At 45.6% G+C, this 22,800-nt stretch carries 20 protein-coding genes; 6 read left to right on the plus strand and 14 right to left on the minus strand.

The window, feature by feature from the left end; all coding sequences use genetic code 11:
- Positions 1–2: 2 nt before the first annotated feature.
- The 8 genes from cysT to AAA952_RS04535 form a co-directional block, all read right to left on the minus strand.
- Positions 3–827 (minus strand): sulfate ABC transporter permease subunit CysT, encoded by an 825-nt coding sequence (gene cysT, locus AAA952_RS04500; protein ID WP_011790693.1) that lies wholly within the window; start codon positions 825–827, stop codon positions 3–5.
- Between the two features lie 68 nt (positions 828–895).
- Positions 896–1,909, minus strand: coding sequence for a sulfate ABC transporter substrate-binding protein (locus tag AAA952_RS04505; protein WP_338254791.1), 1,014 nt, complete (start codon positions 1,907–1,909; stop codon positions 896–898).
- An 89-nt stretch (positions 1,910–1,998) separates the two neighbouring features.
- Positions 1,999–2,172, minus strand: coding sequence for a YezD family protein (locus AAA952_RS04510; protein WP_105250676.1), 174 nt, complete (start codon positions 2,170–2,172; stop codon positions 1,999–2,001).
- Between the two features lie 69 nt (positions 2,173–2,241).
- Positions 2,242–2,892 carry an alpha/beta hydrolase gene (locus tag AAA952_RS04515; protein WP_338254794.1) on the minus strand — a complete coding sequence of 217 codons (651 nt, stop codon included), beginning with the start codon at positions 2,890–2,892 and terminating at the stop codon, positions 2,242–2,244.
- 259 nt (positions 2,893–3,151) lie between these two features.
- Positions 3,152–4,654 carry a DUF3300 domain-containing protein gene (locus AAA952_RS04520; RefSeq protein ID WP_338254796.1) on the minus strand — a complete coding sequence of 501 codons (1,503 nt, stop codon included), beginning with the start codon at positions 4,652–4,654 and terminating at the stop codon, positions 3,152–3,154.
- A 148-nt stretch (positions 4,655–4,802) separates the two neighbouring features.
- Entirely contained in the window at positions 4,803–6,167 is a 1,365-nt protein-coding gene (locus AAA952_RS04525; RefSeq protein ID WP_338254797.1) for an ATP-binding protein, read from the minus strand.
- Positions 6,160–6,855 (minus strand): response regulator transcription factor, encoded by a 696-nt coding sequence (locus AAA952_RS04530; RefSeq protein ID WP_105250672.1) that lies wholly within the window; start codon positions 6,853–6,855, stop codon positions 6,160–6,162. Before AAA952_RS04530 ends, AAA952_RS04525 begins: the two co-directional genes overlap by 8 nt.
- Positions 6,856–6,857: 2 nt before the next feature.
- Entirely contained in the window at positions 6,858–7,160 is a 303-nt protein-coding gene (locus AAA952_RS04535; protein WP_105250671.1) for a PepSY domain-containing protein, read from the minus strand.
- A 367-nt stretch (positions 7,161–7,527) separates the two neighbouring features.
- Here AAA952_RS04535 and AAA952_RS04540 point away from each other — a divergent pair, with 367 nt between their 5' ends.
- Together AAA952_RS04540 and AAA952_RS04545 are read left to right on the plus strand one after the other, a co-directional pair.
- Positions 7,528–8,475: a choice-of-anchor H family protein gene (locus tag AAA952_RS04540; RefSeq protein WP_338254802.1), complete on the plus strand. Its 948-nt coding sequence runs from the start codon at positions 7,528–7,530 to the stop codon at positions 8,473–8,475.
- Positions 8,476–8,555: 80 nt separating this feature from the next.
- Positions 8,556–9,029 (plus strand): peroxiredoxin, encoded by a 474-nt coding sequence (locus tag AAA952_RS04545; protein ID WP_338254803.1) that lies wholly within the window; start codon positions 8,556–8,558, stop codon positions 9,027–9,029.
- 71 nt (positions 9,030–9,100) lie between these two features.
- On the opposite strand, the gene AAA952_RS04550 is transcribed toward AAA952_RS04545, so the two are convergent.
- From AAA952_RS04550 to AAA952_RS04560, 3 genes are all read right to left on the minus strand, one after another.
- On the minus strand, positions 9,101–9,490 hold the full coding sequence (locus tag AAA952_RS04550) for a YgiW/YdeI family stress tolerance OB fold protein (RefSeq protein WP_105250668.1): 390 nt from the start codon (positions 9,488–9,490) through the stop codon (positions 9,101–9,103).
- Positions 9,491–9,644: 154 nt separating this feature from the next.
- Positions 9,645–10,910, minus strand: coding sequence for a sensor histidine kinase (locus AAA952_RS04555; protein ID WP_263222319.1), 1,266 nt, complete (start codon positions 10,908–10,910; stop codon positions 9,645–9,647).
- Positions 10,882–11,550 carry a response regulator transcription factor gene (locus AAA952_RS04560; protein WP_131525518.1) on the minus strand — a complete coding sequence of 223 codons (669 nt, stop codon included), beginning with the start codon at positions 11,548–11,550 and terminating at the stop codon, positions 10,882–10,884. Before AAA952_RS04560 ends, AAA952_RS04555 begins: the two co-directional genes overlap by 29 nt.
- An 86-nt stretch (positions 11,551–11,636) precedes the next feature.
- Here AAA952_RS04560 and AAA952_RS04565 point away from each other — a divergent pair, with 86 nt between their 5' ends.
- Complete coding sequence (locus tag AAA952_RS04565) at positions 11,637–12,917, plus strand: DUF5666 domain-containing protein (RefSeq protein ID WP_338254809.1); 1,281 nt, start codon at positions 11,637–11,639, stop codon at positions 12,915–12,917.
- Between the two features lie 37 nt (positions 12,918–12,954).
- On the opposite strand, the gene AAA952_RS04570 is transcribed toward AAA952_RS04565, so the two are convergent.
- From AAA952_RS04570 to ompR, 3 genes are all read right to left on the minus strand, one after another.
- Entirely contained in the window at positions 12,955–14,925 is a 1,971-nt protein-coding gene (locus tag AAA952_RS04570) for a methyl-accepting chemotaxis protein (protein ID WP_338254811.1), read from the minus strand.
- Positions 14,926–15,053: 128 nt separating this feature from the next.
- Positions 15,054–16,370 (minus strand): two-component system sensor histidine kinase EnvZ, encoded by a 1,317-nt coding sequence (gene envZ / locus AAA952_RS04575; RefSeq protein WP_338254814.1) that lies wholly within the window; start codon positions 16,368–16,370, stop codon positions 15,054–15,056.
- Between the two features lie 42 nt (positions 16,371–16,412).
- Positions 16,413–17,138 (minus strand): osmolarity response regulator transcription factor OmpR, encoded by a 726-nt coding sequence (gene ompR, locus AAA952_RS04580; RefSeq protein WP_006079507.1) that lies wholly within the window; start codon positions 17,136–17,138, stop codon positions 16,413–16,415.
- A 394-nt stretch (positions 17,139–17,532) separates the two neighbouring features.
- Here ompR and greB point away from each other — a divergent pair, with 394 nt between their 5' ends.
- The 3 genes from greB (at position 17,533) to AAA952_RS04595 (ending at position 22,746) form a co-directional block, all read left to right on the plus strand.
- Positions 17,533–18,036 carry a transcription elongation factor GreB gene (gene greB / locus AAA952_RS04585; RefSeq protein WP_105250662.1) on the plus strand — a complete coding sequence of 168 codons (504 nt, stop codon included), beginning with the start codon at positions 17,533–17,535 and terminating at the stop codon, positions 18,034–18,036.
- 162 nt (positions 18,037–18,198) lie between these two features.
- The gene (locus AAA952_RS04590; protein WP_263175701.1) at positions 18,199–20,562 is read left to right on the plus strand and encodes a Tex family protein; all 2,364 of its coding nucleotides are present in this window, start codon (positions 18,199–18,201) and stop codon (positions 20,560–20,562) included.
- 219 nt (positions 20,563–20,781) lie between these two features.
- Positions 20,782–22,746: an LTA synthase family protein gene (locus AAA952_RS04595; RefSeq protein ID WP_113940240.1), complete on the plus strand. Its 1,965-nt coding sequence runs from the start codon at positions 20,782–20,784 to the stop codon at positions 22,744–22,746.
- Positions 22,747–22,800: the final 54 nt, after the last annotated feature.

A 22,800-nucleotide genomic window follows, 5' to 3' on the forward strand; every position in this document is an offset into this window, starting at 1 on the left:
ACTTAACCTCTTTTACTCGCCCACCACTGTAGGCTATTAATTAATAACAATAAGAGGAAAGCTGCTGCGAGCATGACCACGCCGATAGCCGCAGCGCCGTTATAGTCATATTGTTCAGCTTTGGACACTATTAGTAGCGGAGTTATTTCGGTGCGATAGGGCAAATTGCCCGAGATAAAAATGACGGAACCATATTCGCCCACTGCACGTGCAAAGGCTAAGGCGTAACCCGTTAATAATGCAGGTAATACCGCAGGTAGGATCACTCTTCTTATGGTGGTTAATCGATTAGCACCGAGGGATGCAGATGCTTCTTCAAGTTCCTTTGAAAAGTCTGCTAAAACCGGTTGTACTGTTCGTACGACAAAGGGCAATCCAATGTAAGTTAAGGCGATCACAACACCAATTTGACTGTAGGCGACTTTAATGCCCCATAAATGTAAATATTGACCTACCCACCCGGTCGTTGAATAAAGCGTTACGAGCGCGATACCTGCGACAGCCGTCGGTAAGGCAAAAGGCAGATCAACTAAAGCATCGACGACTTTTTTACCAAAAAATTGATAACGTACTAACACCCAAGCGACGAGAGTCCCAAAAATGGCATTAATGCTGGCGCCAATAAAAGACGCCGTAAATGACAGCTTGTATGAGGCTACAACCTGAGGATGACTAATGGCGACCCAAAAGTCAGCCCAACTCATTTGCAGCGTAAACAGAACTAATCCAGCTACAGGAATAAGAAATAGCAAACTTAAATATAAAACTGAGAAGCCTAAGGTAATACCAAATCCAGGTAGCACAGATTTTATGACAACCTTGCTCATATCATTATTCCGTAGCGAGATAAGTGAAACCAATGGGCGGTTTCGTATGAGTGAAACCGCGTAAAAGATTACTTGCTAATTTTGGTTAAAATAGAATCGAATTGACCACCATCATTAAAATGCGTTTTTTGTGCTTTGTTCCAGCCACCAAAAACTTCATCAATGGTAAAGAGCGTCAGTTGTGGAAACTTGTCTTTGTATTGCAACGCAATGTCTGGGTTTGTCGGGCGATAAAAGTGTTTTGCTGCTAGGTGTTGTGCTTCATCAGTATAGAGATGTGCTAGGTAAGCTTCTGCTAACTTACGTGTCCCTTTGCGATCGACATTTTTATCTACCACTGTCACTGGTGGCTCAGCAAGAATGCTGACACTTGGAACAATGATTTCAAATTCACCTTTTCCTAACTGCTCAACTGATAATATGGCTTCATTTTCCCAAGCGATGAACACATCGCCAATGTTACGCTGTACAAAGGTATTGGTTGCGCCACGGGCGCCAGAGTCCAGCACTGGTACGTTTTTATAAATCTGAGTGACAAACTCTAACGCTTTTTCTTCTGAGCCGTATTGCTTCAGTGCATAACCCCAAGCGGCGAGATAGTTCCAGCGCGCCCCGCCTGAAGTCTTAGGATTTGGGGTAATGACCTCTACACCTTCTCGAACTAAGTCATTCCAGTCATGGATATTTTTGGGATTTCCCTTGCGAACCAATAGCACTATGGTCGAGGTATAGGGCGAGCTATTGTGTGGCAGGCGACTTTGCCAATTTTCAGGAATTAAATCCGCTTTTTGCCTTAATGCATCAACGTCATAGGCCAGTGCCAGAGTGACAACATCCGCTTCTAATCCATCTATAACTGAGCGAGCTTGCGAGCCTGAACCACCGTGAGATTGACGTATGGTTGGGGCTTTATGGCCTTGTTTTTGCCAGTATTGGCTGAAGATTTGGTTATATTCCCGATAGAATTCACGGGTTGGATCATAGGAAACATTCAATAGCGTATCTTCAGCGAGTGCGAGAAAACTAGCCGAGGCCAAAACTAAGGTGAGTGTTGCTTTTTGTAGGTTAGATAAAATATTCATACCGAAATCCTCATATTATTTAATAAGGCTTCCGGTTGACCGGTCAGCGATGTGGTCTAACTGTGTTGATTGGGTGGTAAATTTCGTTTTTATTTCGACGGCGTAACTTGGTCTAAACGAATTTTTTCTTTCTTTTCTAATTGCACTAATTTCCCATGGTGAAAGGTTAATTCCACTGTCCCAAACTCAATTCTACCCAGTAGTTTTTCTAAACTATTGACGAGCACGGGGATCACGGTTTGTAGATCTTCTTTGGTTGCCATATAAGTCCTCATGTAAGTGGTTTTTGACAACGTAATTGGAATTATAATCAAATATTGATAACTAAAAAGTTACATTTTGCGATTTGATATTCTTTTATGTAATAAGTGTGTCTTTTGTGTGTTTGAGTTTGCGAGATCGTTAGACTGGCTCTGAGTTGCACTTTCTATTTGATAGATAAGATTACCAATAAGCACATCAATGAGGGGCCACTGTCCATGTCCGGAATCGACATTAATGTGGCCACTTAACCCTAAGTTGATTGTTGGGAATCCAAATTTTTTTGCCAGTTTTGCAGCTTGATTAAAGGGCATCCAAGGATCGTTTTCACTGGCAATGACAAGCCCTGTGACGCCTAAGGGCTGTGTTGGCAACAAGTGTTTGATCGTTTGAGTGCCATCGTGTTCAGGCAGAATGTGTCCATTCTCAGAAAATCGTGCTGGTGATGCTGGCGCGACTAAAATAGCTGCTGCTACCCGCTGTGGATGATGAGCGATGGCAAGGCTTGTCGCTAAACAGCCAAAACTGTGGGCGAGGATGAGGATTTCACCTTCGATTTGATCGATTGCGCGGCAAATGGCATTGGCCCAGATATGAATCTTAGGCTCTAATAGTGGTAAGTCATTGACCCATATAGCTGATTCATATTTTTGTGCAATCCAACTTTGCCAATGTAAAGGGCCGCTACCACCAAACCCTGGCACAATTAATAAGGTTGCCATATTTCATCCTCCAAGATGTGAGTTTATAAGAGAGCCAAATGACGACCGGATGAAGCCAGTTTGACTCGCACTCTGACTATATCTACAAATTTGGTTATTAAAATTATTATTTGTAGTTCATTTTGGAATATGAGATATATTTAGGATATTAATTCTGGAGGAAGTTGCCTTTGTGAGGTGATGTTACAGATAAATAATCCATAAAAATGCTCAGTAAGAGGGTGAGTCTTCTGGGCACTCGTTTTCAGTTTATATCTTGTTATTCCCTATGACGACGTTCTTGGCTTTGAGTTGATCGACCTTGGTTATGTTCTACCGAGCGAGCGGTTTGCGCATTTTGGCGTGGCTCACTTTGTCTCACTCTCACTTCTTCGCGTTGTCTAGGCGCCGCTTGTCTTGGTTGTTCAATCCGTTGTGGCTCTGTACGTCTTGTTTCAGGTCGTGGCGTTTCAACTCTTGGGGTCATAGTTCTTGGTTTTTCTTGCCTTTGTGACTGTGCCCTTTGTTGATCGACATTACGCGGCTGTGAATCCCGAGTTTGATATTGCCTTTGCTGAGGCTCCTTTGATGACATTGGCTTTGACTGCACGGGTCTTGATTGCATGTCATTACGCTCCTTGTGGGTTGGTGTTTGTACCATAGTCGCTGCGCGACGCTCCTTTAACTCGGCTTGCGTTTTCTGATAACTCGGCGCGCGGTTATCACGTTCACGGCTGACGTTGTGATAGTCTTTATTATCACGACTTTTATTGCCCTGATTACTCATATTATCCAGATTACTATGGGTATCTTGGCGTTCTTTAGACTTCGAATATTGGCTATTGAAGTGCTGTTTACTGCCGTTTGAGTGTGAATCTCTGCCGCGATATTTATCATCATTGTAATAGCGTTGTTTCACTACTGGATTGTGATAACTCACACCGCGTCTATGTTCGGGTTTATGTTTCCAAGGTTGTGCTCCATGGCTAACACTGTATCTTTCCCGTGGGCGATATCGGTGTGAATGGCGATAGTCGATCACCACCACTTTATGGTTGTGCCAGTGGAACGAACTGAAGAAGTAGTTAAAGGAAATATGGATGCCCGGTGACCAGTAGAAATGGTTATGACTCGGACGATAGGGATAGCCAGCATAGCCGCCAAATTCCCAATACACGGGTGGATAAGCCACACCCCAGCGCCATGTGCCATAAACCACACGCGGATCGTAATAGGGCACGTACACAATTTCTCGCTTAGCGGGTTCTATGATGATCTGATTGTTGGCGCGGGTGATCGCCATGTTGTCCATGTCTGCTAAGCTGTTCGCTTTATCAGCCTGTTGCCTTAGGGATTGAATGCTGTTCATCACTTGGCCTTCATCTTCTAAGAAGGCTTCACCGAGTCTTTGAGTCCAGTCGAGATCTTCACTCATTTTTTGCAGCAGCGTCGGAAAGGCCAGCAAGGCTTTGACGCTCGGGTCCCAATCTTGATCTTCGGCCTGCGACATCAGTTGATCGACCGAGGATTTGGGGCGCTGGGTTAACCAACGTTGTGCCTGCACGATTTCGAGTGGATAAGTTGAGGCAATAAGTATGTGGGTCAATAAGCTATCGGGATACAGGGCAATAGGCGCCAGCATTTGTTCGAGTTCGGCTTGGCTTGCCGCAGCGCTCGAGCCCTGACTCACAGATACGCCCGCAGCTTGTGCTGTGGTAGTGAAAGGCAAGGCCACTAATGCCGCCGTTAACACTAGCCAATTCCATCGATGTTGTCTGTTCATGGTTTGCTCCAATAATCCTGTTCGAGGATGTTATGGGCATCATAGGCGTTTGAATATGAACATAAGCTGAAAGCATTTTGCGGTTAAAAAGTTATTTTTAACCGCAATTTAGGTGGGAATTTAAATCTATGGTATTGAAAATAAAGACTTAAACTGAGTGTGCAAAGCTGATGCTAAATTTGGCACCACCTAAGGTTTCCGAACGAGAGACAGAAATTCTGCCGTTATAGCTGTCGACTAAATCGCGCACGATAGCAAGCCCAATACCATTACCTTGAAGGTAGGAGTCTGCGCGAATACCACGTTCAAAGATTTGATTTTGCAGGGCTTCACTGATCCCTGGGCCATCATCTTCGATACAGATTAGCAGTTGATAGGCATCGCCAGTGACCGTTAATGTCACCGTAGACTTCGCGGCTTTACAGGCGTTGTCGAGTAAATTGCCTAGAATTTCAGTCAGATCTGCTTCATCCCCCTTGAATACTGCGTGTTCTACCATCTCGCCGCTGAGATTGATTTGTGGCTCTCGATAAATTTTAGCTAACGTGCGTAATAACTTAGCGGCGACGTCATCGACACGAATACCTAAATGCCACGAGGCCGCCGCTGCGGTTTGGGCGCGTTTTAGCTGGTGGCCAATGATCCGGCTGATCACTGATACTTGCTCACTGGAGGATTCGCTTAAGTCGGCCTGACTCTTGATCACCGCCAGTGGCGTTTTGAGGCTATGGGCTAGGTCGGCCAAGGCATTACGATAGCGTTTTCGTTGGGTTTGTTCGGTATTGAGCAAAATATTAAGCTGCCGAGCAACCGCTTGTAATTCAGTGGGGTACTGGCTACTTAGCTGCATCGACTTACCTTGCTCGACGGAATGTAACTCTTGGGTAAAGCGTGCTAAAGGTCGCAACGTCCACAGTAACCAACTCAATTGAAACACTAACATGACTAACATTAAGATCAGCAACCAAGTCCAAAGCTGTTGATTAAACTGATCAATTTGCTGCTGAAATTCTCGCTCGTCTTTAATGATGTGGATTGTCACAGGCACGTTTTGATTTTGGCTGGCAAAACTGACACTAAAGCTATAAATCAAATGGAGTTGATCGGCGAGCTCGATTTGCTCAAATGCGCTTTGACCTGTGGCTGGGATGGTAAAATGTGGCGGTGGCGTAATCCCCATAAAAGATTGCGAATGCCACACTATATCTTGTTTGCCGCTGGTATCTTCAGTGGTTGCAATGGCATACAGCCCTGATTGAATGAGGTTAAAACGATTCTCTAACACTAACTCTGGGATGGAGATTTGTTTGTTTTCGACTTCAGTCACCGCGAGAATCGAATAGACATAGGCACTGAGTTCATTCTTGGTTGCGCTTTTAACTTGTTCAGTAAAGGCATCGTTTAAGGCAACGCCGATCAAAGGTAATAACACTAAGATAAATAATAGCGCGCTGGCAACTAAGCGTGCTTTTAGGGAGTTCAACACTTGCCACGCCATGGCGCGTTTACTCATCGGCTGCTTGCCCGGACGTTAACGCTTTTAGGCGATAACCTTGGCCGCGCAGAGTTTCAATTAAGTTGTATTGATTATCTGGGTCGAGTTTTTTGCGTAACCGGCGGATAAAGACTTCGATAACGTTAGAATCTAAATCAAAATCCTGATCGTAAATATGCTCTGTGAGTACAGTTTTTGATTTGACTTCGCCTTGATGCAACATAAAAAATTCGAATAACTTGTATTCAGAACCACTGAGATTAACCAGTTCTTCGCCTTTACGTACTTCTAGACTGCTGGTGTTAAGGCTAAAGGGGCCGTTGTAGATCAGGGGGCTGGCCTTACCGGCGGAGCGACGGATCAGGGCTTTTAGTCGTGCGATGAGTTCTTGGGGATGGAAAGGTTTCGTCAGATAGTCGTCGGCACCAGCATCGAGTCCTTCAACCTTATCTTGCCAACTGTCCCTTGCGGTTAAAATCAGGATAGGAAAGTCGCGTTTTTGTTCACGCACGCTACGGATCAAGGCGATACCATCGAGTTTAGGTAAACCTACATCGATAATTGCTGCATCATAGTTGTATTCGAGCGCTTGAAATAAGCCTTCTTCACCATCACTCGCCACATCAATACTGTAATGGGCATCGAGGAGATGTTGCTTTAAGTTAGTCTGTAGTTCTATATCATCTTCAACTAGTAACAATCGCATCGTTAGTTCCTCGAGACTCGGCCCGTTGCGGCATCTACTGAAACAGAAAATACTTGGCCATCATTATTGAGGATTTTAATACGATATCCCGATCCGCTGGATTGTACGCTCAATACTTTGCCTTGAAATTGTCGTTGCGCCATTGCCACCGCTTGATCAGGGCTATTGACCGCTAGACGGCGCTGCTCATTCTTCGCACCTTGGTTACGAGGCTGATTGCGATCATCATGTCTATCATTACCTGCTATGCAACCAAAGGAGGCTGATAAGCAAGTGATTAGGGCCAAGGTCAAACCAAGTTTCATATCGGGTACCCGCAATGTTCAGCGATCTTAAGTTAATGAGTGAGATGGATAACTTATCGAGTCGACTAAGAATACCTCATCACCTTAACAAACACATAGAGATCAGCCAATTGGTTGGCACAATTCCTTCAAAATTAACTCTGGCAGTTATTTTGTTATTCGTGACAGAACTGAAGTTCTGTTGGCGAGTCTATCTCTATGCTCGCGTTTGTATCGTTTAAGTTTTGTGAGTGTTACCCATTCCAGATGAACTCGGGCTGAACGTATCTTCTGGCTGAGAACAGTGGGCGTTGATGTTCAGCTTATGTTCACCTTCATTGCACTTTAATAGCTCCAATTTGAACGGGTTATCCATAGGATATTCAAGATGAACATACTCAATAAGCAAGATATGGCAGCCACAGTTAATATTAAGCTGTTTATGGCAACGGCTATTGCTGCGCTGTTTTTAGCGTCATCTGTCGCTAGCGCTCAGCCCCGCGAACTGGAGTCATCGCAAAGCTTAACGCCATTTACTGCAGCCAGCGTTGGTATTGCCAAAAAAGCAGAAAATAGCGAGCAAGCTGCTGAGCAGGAACAACAAGCTTTAGCTTTGTTACAACAAGCCGCGCCCGCAAAAAATGTCACTGAAGTCGCCGCTGCGGCCGTGAAATCCTTGGCGCCAGCAGCCTTATCATCCAAAGCGCCGACGACAAACCGAGTGCAACTTATGGGCGCCTCGCCTATGACGCGTGAGCAAGTAACTGCGAAACATGCGAGCCAAGGGATTCCGAGTTCGAGCGCGACCAGTGAAGATCCCTACCGCGCACCTGTGTATCACAGCTTTTCGATTTTTGATGCCAGCAGTCGTTTGTTTGAAGACTTTGACTACGATGGTTTTTATCAAACGTTTAGCGTGACCTTCGACGTTGATGTCAATGGTGCATATCTTAATGAAAGAGCTGATTTATTTGCCGAGCTTTATCTCAGTCGTGATGGTGGCCCTTGGGTGCATTACTACACCACAGACGTATTTACCATTTACGGCGATTCGACACAGGACGATTACGAAGTGTTGACCACGCTCTACACGGGTTATGCGACGGATCACTATGATGTGTTGATTGATGTGTATGAAGTGGGTTACAGCGATATTGTTGCGACCATTAGCGCCGATGAGACCGATAGTTTGTATGCGCTGCCATTGGAGAGTAGCGATCGAGACAGAGAGCCCGACATTATCGTTGTTGAGGAAAGTGGCGGCGCCTTCTCAGTATTAGGTTTGTTATGTCTTAGTTTGTGTGCGGGGCTGCGGTTGAATCGAACTCGAGTCTAATCGCCCTTATTTCTCTCGGTGTTTATCTGCGGTAAATAGGGCTAGTATGGATGAGTTATTTTAACTAAATGGAGAAAGACATGATTGCTCAAGGTCAAACATTACCTGCTGCCACATTAGGTCAACTGACGAAAGATGGCATGGTGAATCACCAAGTTACCGAATTGTTCGCGGGTAAAAAAGTCGTATTGTTTGCAGTGCCAGGTGCTTTTACTCCAACGTGTTCTGAAGCGCATTTACCTGGCTATGTGGTATTAGCCGATCAATTTAAAGCGAAAGGCGTGGATTTGATTGCCTGTGTTGCTGTGAACGATGCCTTTGTGATGAAAGCGTGGGGCGAAGCACAAAATGCCTCTGAATTAATGATGTTAGCCGATGGCGATGCCAGCTTTACTAAAGCCTTAGGTTTAGAGATGGATACTGCCGGTTTTGGTGGCGTGCGTTCACAACGTTACGCCATGATCATCGATAATGGTGAAGTGACTCTACTGAATGTAGAAGAGCCAAAGGCTTTTGAAGCCAGTAAAGCTGAAGTTGTTTTGGCTGCTATCTAAGCGTATTTAAGACATGAAGTTTGGATGTGACCAAAGCCAGCCATTCATTGGCTGGCTTTAACTAAATCAATTTATTGTACGATTTGAATGTTGTCTGCATCTATGGTCACTTCAGACCAATCTTTATCCACTTCACCACGAATAATGACCTGAGTCTCAGGTGTTACTGTGTTGCCGCGCCATAAATCATCATCAATTTCGACCTTAATATCACCCGTAGCGTCACGGAAAATATAATCATCGTGTCCAATGGAAGAAATGATATGGCCCGTTAACTCAATTTGGGCGTCATCACTGGCATTGAGCGCGCTTACCACATCATGAATCACTTGTCTTGCGCTCGGCCCTTGGAAGCCACCCTGTATTTGAGGTTCACCCGTTGTAGGTTGAAAGCCTGCTTGGCTGGTCATAGTCGTGAATGAAAGTGCCATTGCGAAAACGGTAAGAGTCATTTTATTCATCTGTTTGTCCTTTCTATGGTTTTATGTAACTCAGCCTCAATGGCTATTACAGTGTTGCGAGCATAGTGCCAAGACAAGCGTGAAGCGGTTGTGAAGATTGGGTTTGCAACTCAGAATTTGCTAAAACGAGGTCATTTATCCAAGCTAACTTCAGTTAATGGGCATTATCTATAAACTGAACATAAGCCTGATAGCTAGCACCATCGTTTGGGGTTGAAAATGCCCAGCCCATTCGCTCGCAAATACGTTCAATAATAATTAATCCGCAGCCATAGCCTGATGTATCAGTACTTTGAGTGCTTAGTGGATTCAGTATCCATAATTGGTTGCTTTGCATCGTAATTTCAATGTTTCCGGCACTGTAATTGAAAGCATTTTTAATTAAATTACCTATCACTATGTCAATAAAGCTCAGTGGCGCCTTGATGCTCAAGCAATCTTTAAGCGTTAAGCTGTAGGTGATTTCTTGCTTGGCAAAGTGCTGCGCCAATTCAGCTAAAATGTGTTCAAGGCGTGGTGCTAAATCAATTTGGCTGTAGTGCTGGGATTCAATGTCTTCTTTTCCGAGAAGTAAAAAGGCCTCGGTGAGCGTTTTCATTTGATGCCCTGCGTAATCAATACGTGTAATGGCTTTTTTGACCATTAATTGTTGAGCCTCGGTTGTCGCATTGGGGATTTTTTTGAGCAATTCTACCGAACCTTGGATCACCATAATGGGCGTGCGTAGTTCATGGGAGGCAAAACGGCTAAATTCTTGTTCCCGAGTGAAGTAGGCGGCAATTTTAGCTTTGTTGCTTAATAGGGTTTGCTCAATCTGGCGGGTTTCACGGTATGAAGTACTCGGTGTTGATGTTGGTCTTTTTGGTGATAGTTGATTGATTTTATTTTCAATCTCAGCAAGTGGACTGGATAGCAGACGTACAAAATACAATCCATACGCCATGATAAACAGGAGCAAACCGATCCCCATAATAGAGATCAAAATGTGCATTCTATCTTCATAGCTATCAAGGAAATCGTCCGCGTCATCCTTATAAACCACATACAACAGCCCTTGCCCAGAAGGATGAGCGGATATTAAAAAGTGTTTATCTTCGTCACCCAGTTGATGTTCGTAAAATCCGGTATTTTGATAAGGTTGCAGCCAAGCTGGTACAAACTCTTTGCTCCAATATGTTTTCAATTCATTGATATCGGGGAGCTGTGCTTTATCACCAAACCTTTGATAATTCTTTAGATATTCGCGAGTCTCTGTGGCCAGCGTTTGCTCGAGGCTAATCTTCTCAATTTGTTCTTCGGCGATATAAATGAGGCTCCAAAAAATGGCAAACATCAAGCTAGTTAATACTAAAAAAGTGAGGCGGATTTTTTTATATAAACTCGGAAAATGCTCAGGGGATAAGTCGGTAACCTTGGCCATGGATAGTCTCTAATTTTGAGTCTGAAAAACCTTTATCGAGTGCACTGCGTAAGCTGTATATGTGGCTGCGAAGTGAATCACTCGAAGGTGCATCATCTCCCCATACTGTATCTACCAATTGCTCTTTACTCACGATAGCGGGCGCATGTTTTAGTAACAGTGAAAGAATGGTGCGCTGAATTTTACTGAGCTTAATTTCTTTACCAGCACGGGTAACTTGATGGGTTTGCAAATTTAAACTGATATCACTGAAGCGCAAAATACCCACATCTAAACGTGGGCCACGATTATGCAGTGAATGCAGTCTTAAGCATAATTCTTCCATCGCGAAAGGTTTATTTAAAAAATCATCCCCACCTGATGTAAAAGAATCAATTTTATCCTGCAGACTATCTTTGGCGGTTAAAAATATAATCGGTGTATTACAATAAATTTCTTCACGCAGTTTTTTGACGGTATTAATACCGTCTAATTTGGGCATCATAATATCCATTATGATGACATCGTAATGGTTTTGTTGAATTAAATTGATTGCACTTTCCCCGTGATATGCACAGTCGGCAATAATCCCCTCTAGGGTTAAATAATCCATGATTGTTTCAATAACATCATGATTATCATCAACAATTAATACTTTCATAGGTTAATTCATTTCTTCACATTTGCTTGACGATCTTCATACTAAGATGCCCTGCACTGATTTAACAAGACATAATAGGGAAGAAAATGAATAAACTCTTAGTCTGTATTACGGCCATTTTGCTTGCTGGTTGCGGTGGTAATGATTCATCAACAGATACCTCTAAACCCGATCCTATCGTTCCACAACCCACGTTACCTGCAAAAATTAACGGTACAGTAACAAATATTGCTTCTGATAATAATTCGATTACGGTCAACGGATATAGCGTAAATATCGCTAATGCTAAGATTCACTATGGACAACAGCCGTTAGAGGTTAATGCCATTCAAATGGGGATGAGGGTCAAAATTGATAATGAAGGCCAACAGGCTAAAAATGTCATATTAGATCCAAGCCTTGTGGGTGAAATCAGTTCCGTTAATCAAAATACTATTGCCGTTAATGGGATTAATTTAATCGTTAAACCAGCGGACGCGACTCAGTATAAAGTCGGCGATTGGGTTGCGGTAAATGGTTATCCAACGGTAATGGGAGAATGGCAGGTTAATTCTATAAACCTTATCCCCAATTTTGCGTTTGCTGAAATCGAGGGACGTGTCTCTGGATTAAATAAGGCTGCGCAACAATTCAATATCGGTTCGGCAGTGATTAATTATGCCAACGCACGTTTAGAAGGCAGCTTACAGGAAGGCGCATGGGTTGAAGTGGAAGGCCAGCAAAGTGGTGCTTCATTTTTGGCCTCTGAAGTCGAGGTGGAAGATACGGCGTCTTTTAATGATATGGAGCTAGAAGGGACTATTACTTGGGTCAACCAAGATAAGACGCAGTTTGAGCTTAAACTCTATGTCACTACAAATACTCAATTTGAAGATGGCAAGCAAGCTAACTTGGTTGAAGGCAAGCTAGTCGATGTAGATATTCAATCTATGTCGCAGGGTTTATGGGCCAGAGAAGTTGAATTTGAAACATCACATGATAATGGCGGAATACCTCCAACCTTAGGTAAAAAGTTCGAGCTAGAAGGTCTGGCGACACTGACTACCAATAATCAGCTACAAATTAATGGATTTACATTTGATATTGATGCCAGAACTCAATTCGATGACGGTTTAACTTTAGCGACACTTGACCAAAAATGGATTCAAATAGAAGGTGTTGAACTCGCAGACAACCAGTGGTTAGTGAAAGAGGTTGATCTTGAAGTGCGAAGCAATGAGCTTGATTTGTCGGGTTTAGTGATGCAAAAGACCTTGTGGGGCTATCAAGCGACTGATGCTTCATTAACGCCATTTGAAGGCAAATGGGTTGATGTCGAATGTCAGTTCGATGGCTCTAATATCCACAATTGTCGAATCGACGATTAAACACAAATAGAGAAATTAAGTGAATAAACGTGCGGTTTTAGGCCGCACGGTTTATTTGGCTTTGCCCAATCCCCAAGCTGGTTTCAATATCTTCTACACTCTGCTGTACTTCTTGGGCGATGACCTCACTCTGCTGTGAACTGGTTTGCGCTTGTTCTTTTAAACTATCCATAGTGCGAACAAATTCATCGAGATAATCGACTTGCTCTTTGGCATTGAGCGAGCCTTGTTTGGCGGTATTAGCCATTTCACTTGCTTGGTTTTGCACTGTTTGCGCCACTTTCCACAGGCTCTGAGCACGCAGTTTCTGGCTGCTGGTGGCCTGTGCTATGCCATCGACACTCTCACTGAGGGCATGATTTGATTGGGTAAGTTGTTGCAGAATTTTCACGATCTCATTCAAAGACACTTGGGTGCGTTGGCTTAAATTACGCACTTCATCGGCCACCACGGCAAAGCCGCGACCTTGCTCGCCAGCCCGCGCAGCTTCGATGGCAGCATTAAGGGCGAGTAAGTTAGTTTGTTCGGCAATATTGCCAATCACATCAATGATTTTCGATACATCCGTCACTGAGTTATTTAGGCTTTCAAGGGACGAATGGCACAGACCGACCGCGGTTTGTGTTTGCTCGGTTGCGCTCAATACCGCCTCGGCTTGTGCTTGACTCGACTGCATTTGGCGCATGGTTTCGGCTGCGCTGTCTTCCACGAGTGCCGAAGTGTGGCTCACCTCATTGGCGAGGCTGCGGATATGTTCGGTCTGTGTTTGCGTATCGGCCACAATCGTTTGGGTGTGCTCTGTGTGTTGTGATAGCTGAGTAATGCGCGCCACCAGTTGGCTTAATGATTGAGAAACCTTAGTGATTTGCTGGCGCTGCGCCTCGTCTTCCTGTTCAAACATGTGCAGTAACTGGTTGAAATGACCTGCGATTTGGCCCGTCTCGCAGCGACGATTAATGTCTAAACGCTCGCGGCTGTTCGATTCGCTTAATTTCATAAAAGCTTGGTTGAGACGTTTTAGCGGTTTGACGACGCGGTTTTGCTGCAGGATTAAATAACCAATCGCAAACAAGGCCATGATGGAAACCATAGTGTAGAGGATTAGCTGTAACTCATATTTCAGCTGCTGGTTCTTTGCTGCCTGAGCCTCACCTAAGCCAATAAGCTGTTGTTCCACATTGCTAATCGCTTGAATGAGTTGATCTTGCATCTCTTGGTTTGTTTGCAGTAATTGGTGGGTATTGGCGACTTCTTTGTTGTATCGATTGGCGAGACTGAGCAGTTCACTGCGGTCACTCTCGCCTATTTCAATTTGTTCCGGTTCGCTGGCACCGAGGGCAAATTCATCGGCTTCTTGCTGTTCATATACGCCGATTAACGGCAGTGCGCTGAGGGAGTCGTGCCACGTATTTAGCTCTTTGCTGGTGCTGTCTAAAATGCCCTTGAGCTGCTGATTTTTACCGATCAGATAACCATCGGTCAGTTGGGAAAGTTGGTAGACGATAGAAGGTAAATTGCGGCTCAATTGCAGATATTGTTCGGCGACCGCCGCATTTGTGGCTAAGCCTTTATCGGCATAGCTGCCCAGACGACGGTTGTAGTCGAGCATTTCAGATTCCGCGTGGGCGAGCAGTTGCCTAGGATTGCCAGCGAGTTTACCCGCGGCGCGGTACTTGGTATCTAAATCTTGAATGAAGTTGCTTAGGCTGGCTTGCAAGTCATTGTCGGTAGCGCCCATGGCTGCGAGGTTAAGCTGCGTGAGCTGGTTTTTAATGGCGCTGAGTTTGGTTTTCGCTTGTTCAAGTTGGCTAGCGTTGCCACTGGCTAAATAGCCATCGAGATCGCGGCGTACACCGACGAGAAAATCCTGCTGAATAGCTTGTAATGTCAGTGTTTGCTGCTCAATTTGTTGCCGCTGATCACTGCTCCACAGCACTACGGCTGCTAGCAATCCCGCGAGCAATAACAACAGGGCAGAAGCAGAAAGCGACAGCGTTGAAATTTTCATTTTGCAATCTTCATAATGTTCAGAGCCAGTAACTGTGCTGAGTTTATGAATTTAAGGTGACATTAATATGACAAGTGCTCACTTGGATGTCAGCGTTGTCATTTGATTTGCAAATATGTGATCTCGCGTTATTCCAGCGGCAGCCACACTTGGGCTTTTAAACCGCCTTCGGCGCGGTTGGAGAGGGTAATTTGCCCTTGGTGTCTGTCGATAATCCGTTTGATAATGGCGAGGCCTAGGCCCGAACCAACACTACCACGGGCGATATCACCTTGTGTAAAAGGTTGAAATAGTTTGGTAATTTGCGACTCGTCTATCCCTGGACCATTATCTTCAACACTAAAACCGATACGTTTGCCATCGAACTGCGAGCTAATGCGGATCCAGCCAGAGCCATAGCGAAAGGCATTTTCGACTAAATTACTCAGTACCCGTTTAATGGCAATCGCTTGGAATTGAGCTTCGGGGCAGTCAGTTAATACTACTTCTATTTCACCGGCGCGATTGGCTTCTGCTTGAGCGACATCTTGAATGAGTTTATTGATTTGCCCTAGTTCACGGCTGGTTTCCTGATCTTGGCGAATATACGCAATAAACTGGCTGATGATGGCGTCCATATCTTCGATATCGTTGACTATGCCATCTTTAAGATATTGATCTTCCTCAACCATCATCTCAGAAGCGAGACGAATACGGGTGAGCGGTGTGCGCAAGTCGTGGGAAATCCCCGCCATCAATAGCGCTCTGTCCTGCTCCAGTTGCTTCATGCTGTTCGCCATCTGGTTGAAAGCATTGGTAACTTCGACAATTTCACTCGAACCTTTTAGCGGCAAGGGATCGGGAAATTCACCGCGGGAGACTGAAATCGCGGCTTTTTGTAATCGCCTAAGTGGGCGGTTTTGCTGGCGAGCAAACCACCATCCCCCAGCGACACTGAGTGCGCCAATCACCATTAAATAAAGAGTGAGTGGCGAAAGATCTGAAACATTTTGGCCGATAAGTGGCACTTTTATCCAAATCGAGGGCGCCTGTGGTGGACGGATCCAAATCTGTAATACGCTGCCATGGGTGACGCGGACTTCAGCATCGCCGCCAAGATATTCCGACATCTGCGATGACCAGAAACCATAGTAAGTGGCTTGCTCAATACCCGCTTCATGCGCTTGCTGTTGATTGTAGATTTTCATGCCATCGTCGTGGACTTTGGCATTAAGGGCATCGACTATGGTTAAGTGTTCGCGGCCAATATCTATGCCGTCGACAAACAGTAATTTGACTTGGCGAGCGATTAACTGATTGATTTGTTGGTAACTTGGCTTAAGTACATAGACGGCGACCGTGACGTAAGACACCAGCTGATTGATCAGTAATAGGCAACCAATCAGCATCACGGTTTGACTAAATGCGCTGCGAGGAACAAACCGCCACCAAAACTTAGGTTTCATCGTGGGCTCAATAACCGCAGTAGATTAAGATGGCGGCGCGGCTCATCGACGCGCGGCACCATCGGGTACAAACACATAACCTAAACCCCAAACCGTTTGAATGTAGCGAGGATTCGCGGGATCTTTTTCGATTAAGCGGCGCAGACGTGACACTTGCACGTCGATGGAGCGTTCTAGCGCCGAATAATCGCGGCCACGGGCGAGGTTCATCAACTTATCCCGAGACAAGGGTTCGCGTGGATGGGTGACGAGCACTTTAAGTACGGCAAACTCACCGCTAGTGAGCGCAATCGATTCGTCGCCGTGGTACATCTCACGGGTCGCTAAATCCAGCGAGAACTCACCGAAGCTAATCTGTGCTTCCTGCTGAGCGGGCGCACCGGGCACATCTTGGGTTTGGCGACGCATCACGGCTTTGATCCGCGCAAGTAATTCCCGTGGATTGAAAGGTTTTGGCAGATAATCGTCAGCGCCCAACTCTAAACCAATAATGCGGTCGACTTCATCGCCCTTGGCCGTCAGCATCACGATCGGAATGGGGTTACCTTGCTGGCGCAGCCTACGACAGATAGACAGGCCATCTTCACCGGGCAACATCAAGTCGAGCACGAGTAAATGGAAGTTTTCACGTTCTAATAGGCGGTCCATCTGCTCGGCATTGGCCGCGCTGCGCACCTGATAACCTTGCTCCATCAGGTAACGCTCGAGTAACGCTCGCAGGCGCATATCATCATCGACGACGAGGATTTTCGAGGTTTCTTGTCCCATGGGATGTCCTTTAATTGCTCAGATTGGTGCTTATTCTACTGACGAGAAACAGTTAAGATTAACCAACTGGCTGAAATTGAAAACGAATCTGCCTAATATAGCCGCATTCAACCAAGGCGACTAGCTCACCTTAGTAACTTGAATGCGATAAATGCTGACATTGATTGCCCAATGTTAATACTAAGCAAATGAAATTGCATGGGAATACTCGCGTTTATTCACGCTATAGCTGAAATTGTAACTAAATTGGCATCAGCAAAAGAGGTGATTTAAAAGCCATTATGCACAGAGATGATTTAGTGAGTTAACTTTAGCGTCCAGTCTGAGTATCATCAGTCTAATATATTATCCCGCATCAATTGTGGTCGTTTAATCCAACGATTGAGTAATGAGTATGAAAGCGCATTTGATCACCCGACAGGGTTGGCAAACTTTAGATAAAGAATTGAAGTATTTGTGGAAGGAATATCGGCCGCAAATCACCCTTAAAGTCCAAGAAGCGGCGGCGCAGGGCGACCGTAGTGAGAACGCGGACTACACCTACAACAAGCGTTTGTTAAGACAAATTGATGGCCGAGTCAGATACTTAGTTAAGCGGTTAGAAGAATTAAAAATCGTCGATTACTCGCCGCAGCAGGAAGGCAAAATATTCTTTGGCGCTTGGTTTGAGCTTGAAAATGAAGCCGGTGATCGCGTGCGTTATCGGATCGTCGGTAAAGATGAGCTCGATACAAAATTAGGCTATATCACCATCGACTCGCCCATGGCGCGTGCCTTAATCGGCAAGCAAGTGGATGATGAGGTGCTAGTGCAAACGCCCTCGGGTCCAAAAGAGTGGTATATCAATCAGATCCGTTATACCCCTTTTGAAACTACTCTCGCCAGCGAGGCGAATTAACCACAGAGTTGCCGCTCTTAAAATAACGGCGGTAGTCACGGGATTGCGGGAAAGATCAAACTCTCTGATTTGACCTAGGCTTTAGCATGAAACATACGGGGCGCCTGTGGTATCTTTGGCGCAATAACGACTTACTTTACAGTTAGGCACGACACTTTATTTATGCAAACTAATGCACATAACATCGCTCTGATAATCGCTCAAGAACTGAATGTTCGTGAGCAACAAGTTGCCGCAACCATCACTCTGCTTGACGATGGTGCGACAGTTCCCTTCGTTGCCCGCTACCGTAAAGAAGCCACGGGCGGTTTAGACGATACACAACTGCGTACCTTGTACACGCGTTTAGGTTACCTGCGTGAGCTGAACGACAGACGCCAAGTGATCCTGTCTAGCATCCAAGCTCAGGGTAAGTTAACGCCAGAATTACAATGGGCGATTGACGAGGCAGACAGTAAGACACGCCTCGAAGATTTATACCTGCCCTTCAAACCTAAGCGTCGTACTAAGGGCCAAATCGCTATCGAGGCTGGGCTTGAGCCATTAGCCGATGCATTACTGGCTGATCGTAGCGTAGATGTCGAGACCACCGCGGTAGGCTATATCAATAGCGAAGCGGGTTTTGCCGATGTTAAGACTGTGCTCGAGGGCGCGCGTTATATTCTGATGGAGCGCTACGCCGAAGACGCTGAATTACTGCGTAAAGTGCGTGAGCATTTAAGCCAAAACAGTGTGTTAGAAAGCCGTTTAATTGCTGGCAAAGAAAAAGACGGCGCGAAGTTCCGCGATTATTTTGAGCATACAGAACAGTTAGCTAAGATCCCATCACACCGTGCACTGGCTATGCTGCGTGGGCGTAATGAAGGTTTCTTAACCTTATCTATGAATGCCGACCCAGCAGCTGAAGCGGGCCAAGGTAGTTACTGCGAAGTGATTATCTGTGATCATTTAGGGCTGAAATTAGGCGATAGCAGCGTTGATCAATGGTTGAAAACCGTGGTGACGGCGACATGGCGTATTAAGATTGCCCTGCAGATGGAAACTGAGTTTATTTCGCAAATGCGCGAACGCGCTGAAGCCGAAGCGATTAAAGTCTTCGCTCGTAACTTAGGTGATTTATTGATGGCCGCTCCTGCGGGTGCGAAAGCCACCATGGGACTCGATCCTGGTTTACGTACCGGTGTTAAAGTCGCAGTGGTCGATAACACGGGCAAGTTGTTGTGCCATGCAACGATTTTCCCACACGCACCGCAAAATCTGTGGGAAAAGTCGATCCGTACTTTGGCTAACTTAGTCAAAATGCACAAGGTTGAGTTGATTGCGATTGGTAACGGCACTGCATCACGGGAAACTGACAAGCTGGCCGCTGAGCTGATTGCCGAAGTGAAAGATACCCATCCACATTTGACCAAAGTGATGGTCAGTGAGGCGGGTGCGTCTGTGTATTCGGCATCGGAATTGGCGGCGTTGGAGTTTCCTGATCTTGATGTGTCGATTCGTGGCGCTGTGTCTATCGCCCGCCGCTTGCAAGATCCATTAGCCGAGTTGGTGAAGATTGAGCCTAAGTCTATCGGTGTCGGTCAATATCAACACGATGTGAGTCAAAGCCAATTATCGGGTTCGCTGGAAGCCGTGGTGGAAGATTGTGTAAACGGCGTGGGTGTAGATCTCAACATGGCCTCAGTGCCGTTATTGTCACAAGTGGCAGGTTTAAATAAGACGTTAGCGAAAAACGTGGTCGATTATCGCGATGCCAATGGTCAGTTTAAGAATCGTAAAGAGCTGCTGAAAGTGCCGCGTTTAGGGCCTAAAGCCTACGAGCAAGCAGCGGGCTTTTTGCGTATTCGAGAAGGGGACAATCCACTCGATGCCTCGTCTGTGCATCCAGAGGCTTATTCACTAGTGGAAACTATCGCTAAAACTAAGCAAGTAGAGTTGGCGAGCCTGATGGGTAACTCTGATTTGCTGCGCAGCATCAAGGCAGAAGAGTTTATTACGGCGGAATTTGGTTTGCCGACGGTCACAGATATTTTAGCAGAACTGGATAAGCCTGGACGCGATCCCCGCGGTGAGTTCAAAACCGCCAAGTTTAAAGATGGTGTTGAAGAACTTAAACATCTGAAACCTGAAATGGTACTCGAAGGCGTAGTGACCAACGTGACTAATTTTGGTGCCTTCGTCGATATTGGCGTACATCAAGATGGACTCGTGCATATCTCTTCTCTAACCGACAAGTTCATCAGCGACCCGCACACTGTGGTGAAAGCGGGAGATGTGGTGAAAGTCAAAGTAATGGAAGTTGACGTTGAGCGCCGCCGCATCGGTTTGAGCATGCGTTTGGATGAAGCTATTGACCAAAGCAAGCCGCAGCAAAGACCGCACAATCCTGCCAGAACTAATCATGGTAAAACACCGCAGTCAGCGAAACCGGCTGCGCGTCCTGCGCAAAAGCAAGCACCTAAAGCGCCAGCAAACGCGGCCATGGGCAATGCCTTTGCCGATGCCTTCGCTAAGCTGAAAAAGTAGACGTTGTAATGTAAATACTCGGACATACGTCGTGTCTGAGTCGACTTTTTAACCTGTTACTCACAAAACTGTTGCATAAATGTCGTCTTAGGGAATATAAAGTCGGCATTTAATGCAACGTTAAGCAAAATCGGTTGTCATAGCACAGCTTATTCACCGATTTTTTCAAATTGACACTCCAAAGCAGAGTGGCTCTTTTTATACGTTTTGGGGTAACACATGCAATCTGGTTTATCACCTCGCGGGCGAAACAATGCCCATGGGCCTTTTCGCGCCATCTTTATCTTTTCGTTATTAGTGCTTTTCATTGCCACCGCGAGCCGTATCGCTTTAGGGCTGTGGCAAGCCGATCGCGTGGCCGCTGTGGATGGTTGGTCGCATCTATTAATCCAAGGTTTACGCGTCGATATCGCTACCCTGTGCTGGTTATGGGGTATTGCCGCCTTAGGGACTGCATTATTTTCAGGTGATCATTTTATTGGCCGTCTATGGCAGCCGATTTTACGGGTGTGGTTAACCGTCGGTCTGTGGATCATGCTGTTTTTAGAAGCATCGACCCCCGCCTTTATTGAAGAATACGGTTTTCGTCCGAATCGTTTGTATGTGGAATATCTGATCTACCCGAAAGAAGTGCTTTCTATGCTGTGGGCGGGTCGTAAGCTTGAGCTTATTTTCTCAATATTATTAACCATAGGTACACTCTGGGGCGGTTGGGTTCTCAGCGGTAAACTGACGAGAAACCTGCGCTTTCCACGCTGGTATTGGCGTCCAGTATTCGCGTTAATTGTTATCGCAATTACGATATTAGGTGCCCGTTCAACCTTGGGTCATCGTCCGCTTAACCCCGCTCTGGTGGCTTTTGCTGATGATCCATTAGTGAACTCTTTAGTTATTAACTCTGCTTATTCCTTGGTGTTTGCCATCAAGCAGATGGATAGTGAAGAAGATGCTTCTAAAGTGTATGGCAAGCTAGATAACGCGGAGATTATTGCAACGATTCGGCAGGAAAGTGGTCGCCCTGAAAGTGCCTTTACTTCAACGGATATCCCATCACTGAGCTTTAACCAAGCCAGTTATACTGGTAAGCCAAAGAACTTAGTGATCCTACTGCAAGAGAGCTTAGGCGCACGTTTTGTCGGCAGTTTAGGTGGGTTACCCCTGACCCCGAATATCGATGCCTTGTCTAAAGAGGGTTGGTATTTCGATAACTTGTACGCTACTGGTACACGATCTGTGCGCGGAATTGAAGCCGTGACAACAGGTTTTACGCCAACGCCAGCTCGTGCTGTGGTGAAGCTAGGTAAGAGCCAAGTTGGCTTTTTCAGTATTGCTGAATTACTTAAAAATCATGGTTATACAACGCAGTTTATTTATGGTGGTGAGAGCCATTTCGACAATATGCGTAGCTTCTTCTTGGGCAACGGCTTTAGTGACATCATAGATCAGAAAGATTACAAATCTCCGGCCTTCGTGGGTTCGTGGGGCGCGTCAGACGAAGATTTAATGCGCAAGGCCAACAGTGAGTTTGAGCGTCTGCATAGCGAAGGTAAGCCTTTCTTTAGTTTAGTGTTTAGTTCGAGCAACCATGATCCATTTGAATTCCCAGATGATCGTATCGAACTTTATGAACAACCTAAGCAAACTCGCAATAATGCGGCGAAATATGCCGACTATGCGGTTGGTGAGTTTTTCAAATTGGCGAAAAACGCGGACTATTGGAAAGATACGATTTTTATCGTGGTTGCCGACCATGACAGTCGAGTGGGTGGTGCGGATCTGGTGCCAGTATCGCGTTTTCGTATTCCGGGATTAATTCTTGGGGATAATCTAACGCCAAAACGCGATCATCGTATTGTGAGCCAAATTGACTTGCCGCCGACTTTATTATCCTTGATTGGTATTTCAGATTCTTACCCTATGCTGGGCCGTGACTTAACTCAGGTCAGCGATGATTGGCCAGGGCGTGCTCTGATGCAATACGATAAAAACTTTGCGCTGATGGAAGGTAAAGATGTGGTCATTCTGCAACCAGAGAAAGAGGCACAGGGTTTCGAATATAATGAAAAAAACGAGCAGTTAACGCCTCATCCACCCGCTGCTGCCGCGCTAGAGAAGAAAGCCTTAAGTTGGGCATTATGGGGCAGTTTGGCCTACCAGCAAGAGCTGTATCGTTTGCCTAAATAAGCGTTAAACAGCATAAAAAATGCCGCTATTTTTAGCGGCATTTTTGTTTATCAC

The sequence above is a fragment of the Shewanella sp. M-Br genome (genome assembly GCF_036245925.1).
GTDB classification, from domain to species: Bacteria; Pseudomonadota; Gammaproteobacteria; order Enterobacterales; family Shewanellaceae; genus Shewanella; species Shewanella oncorhynchi.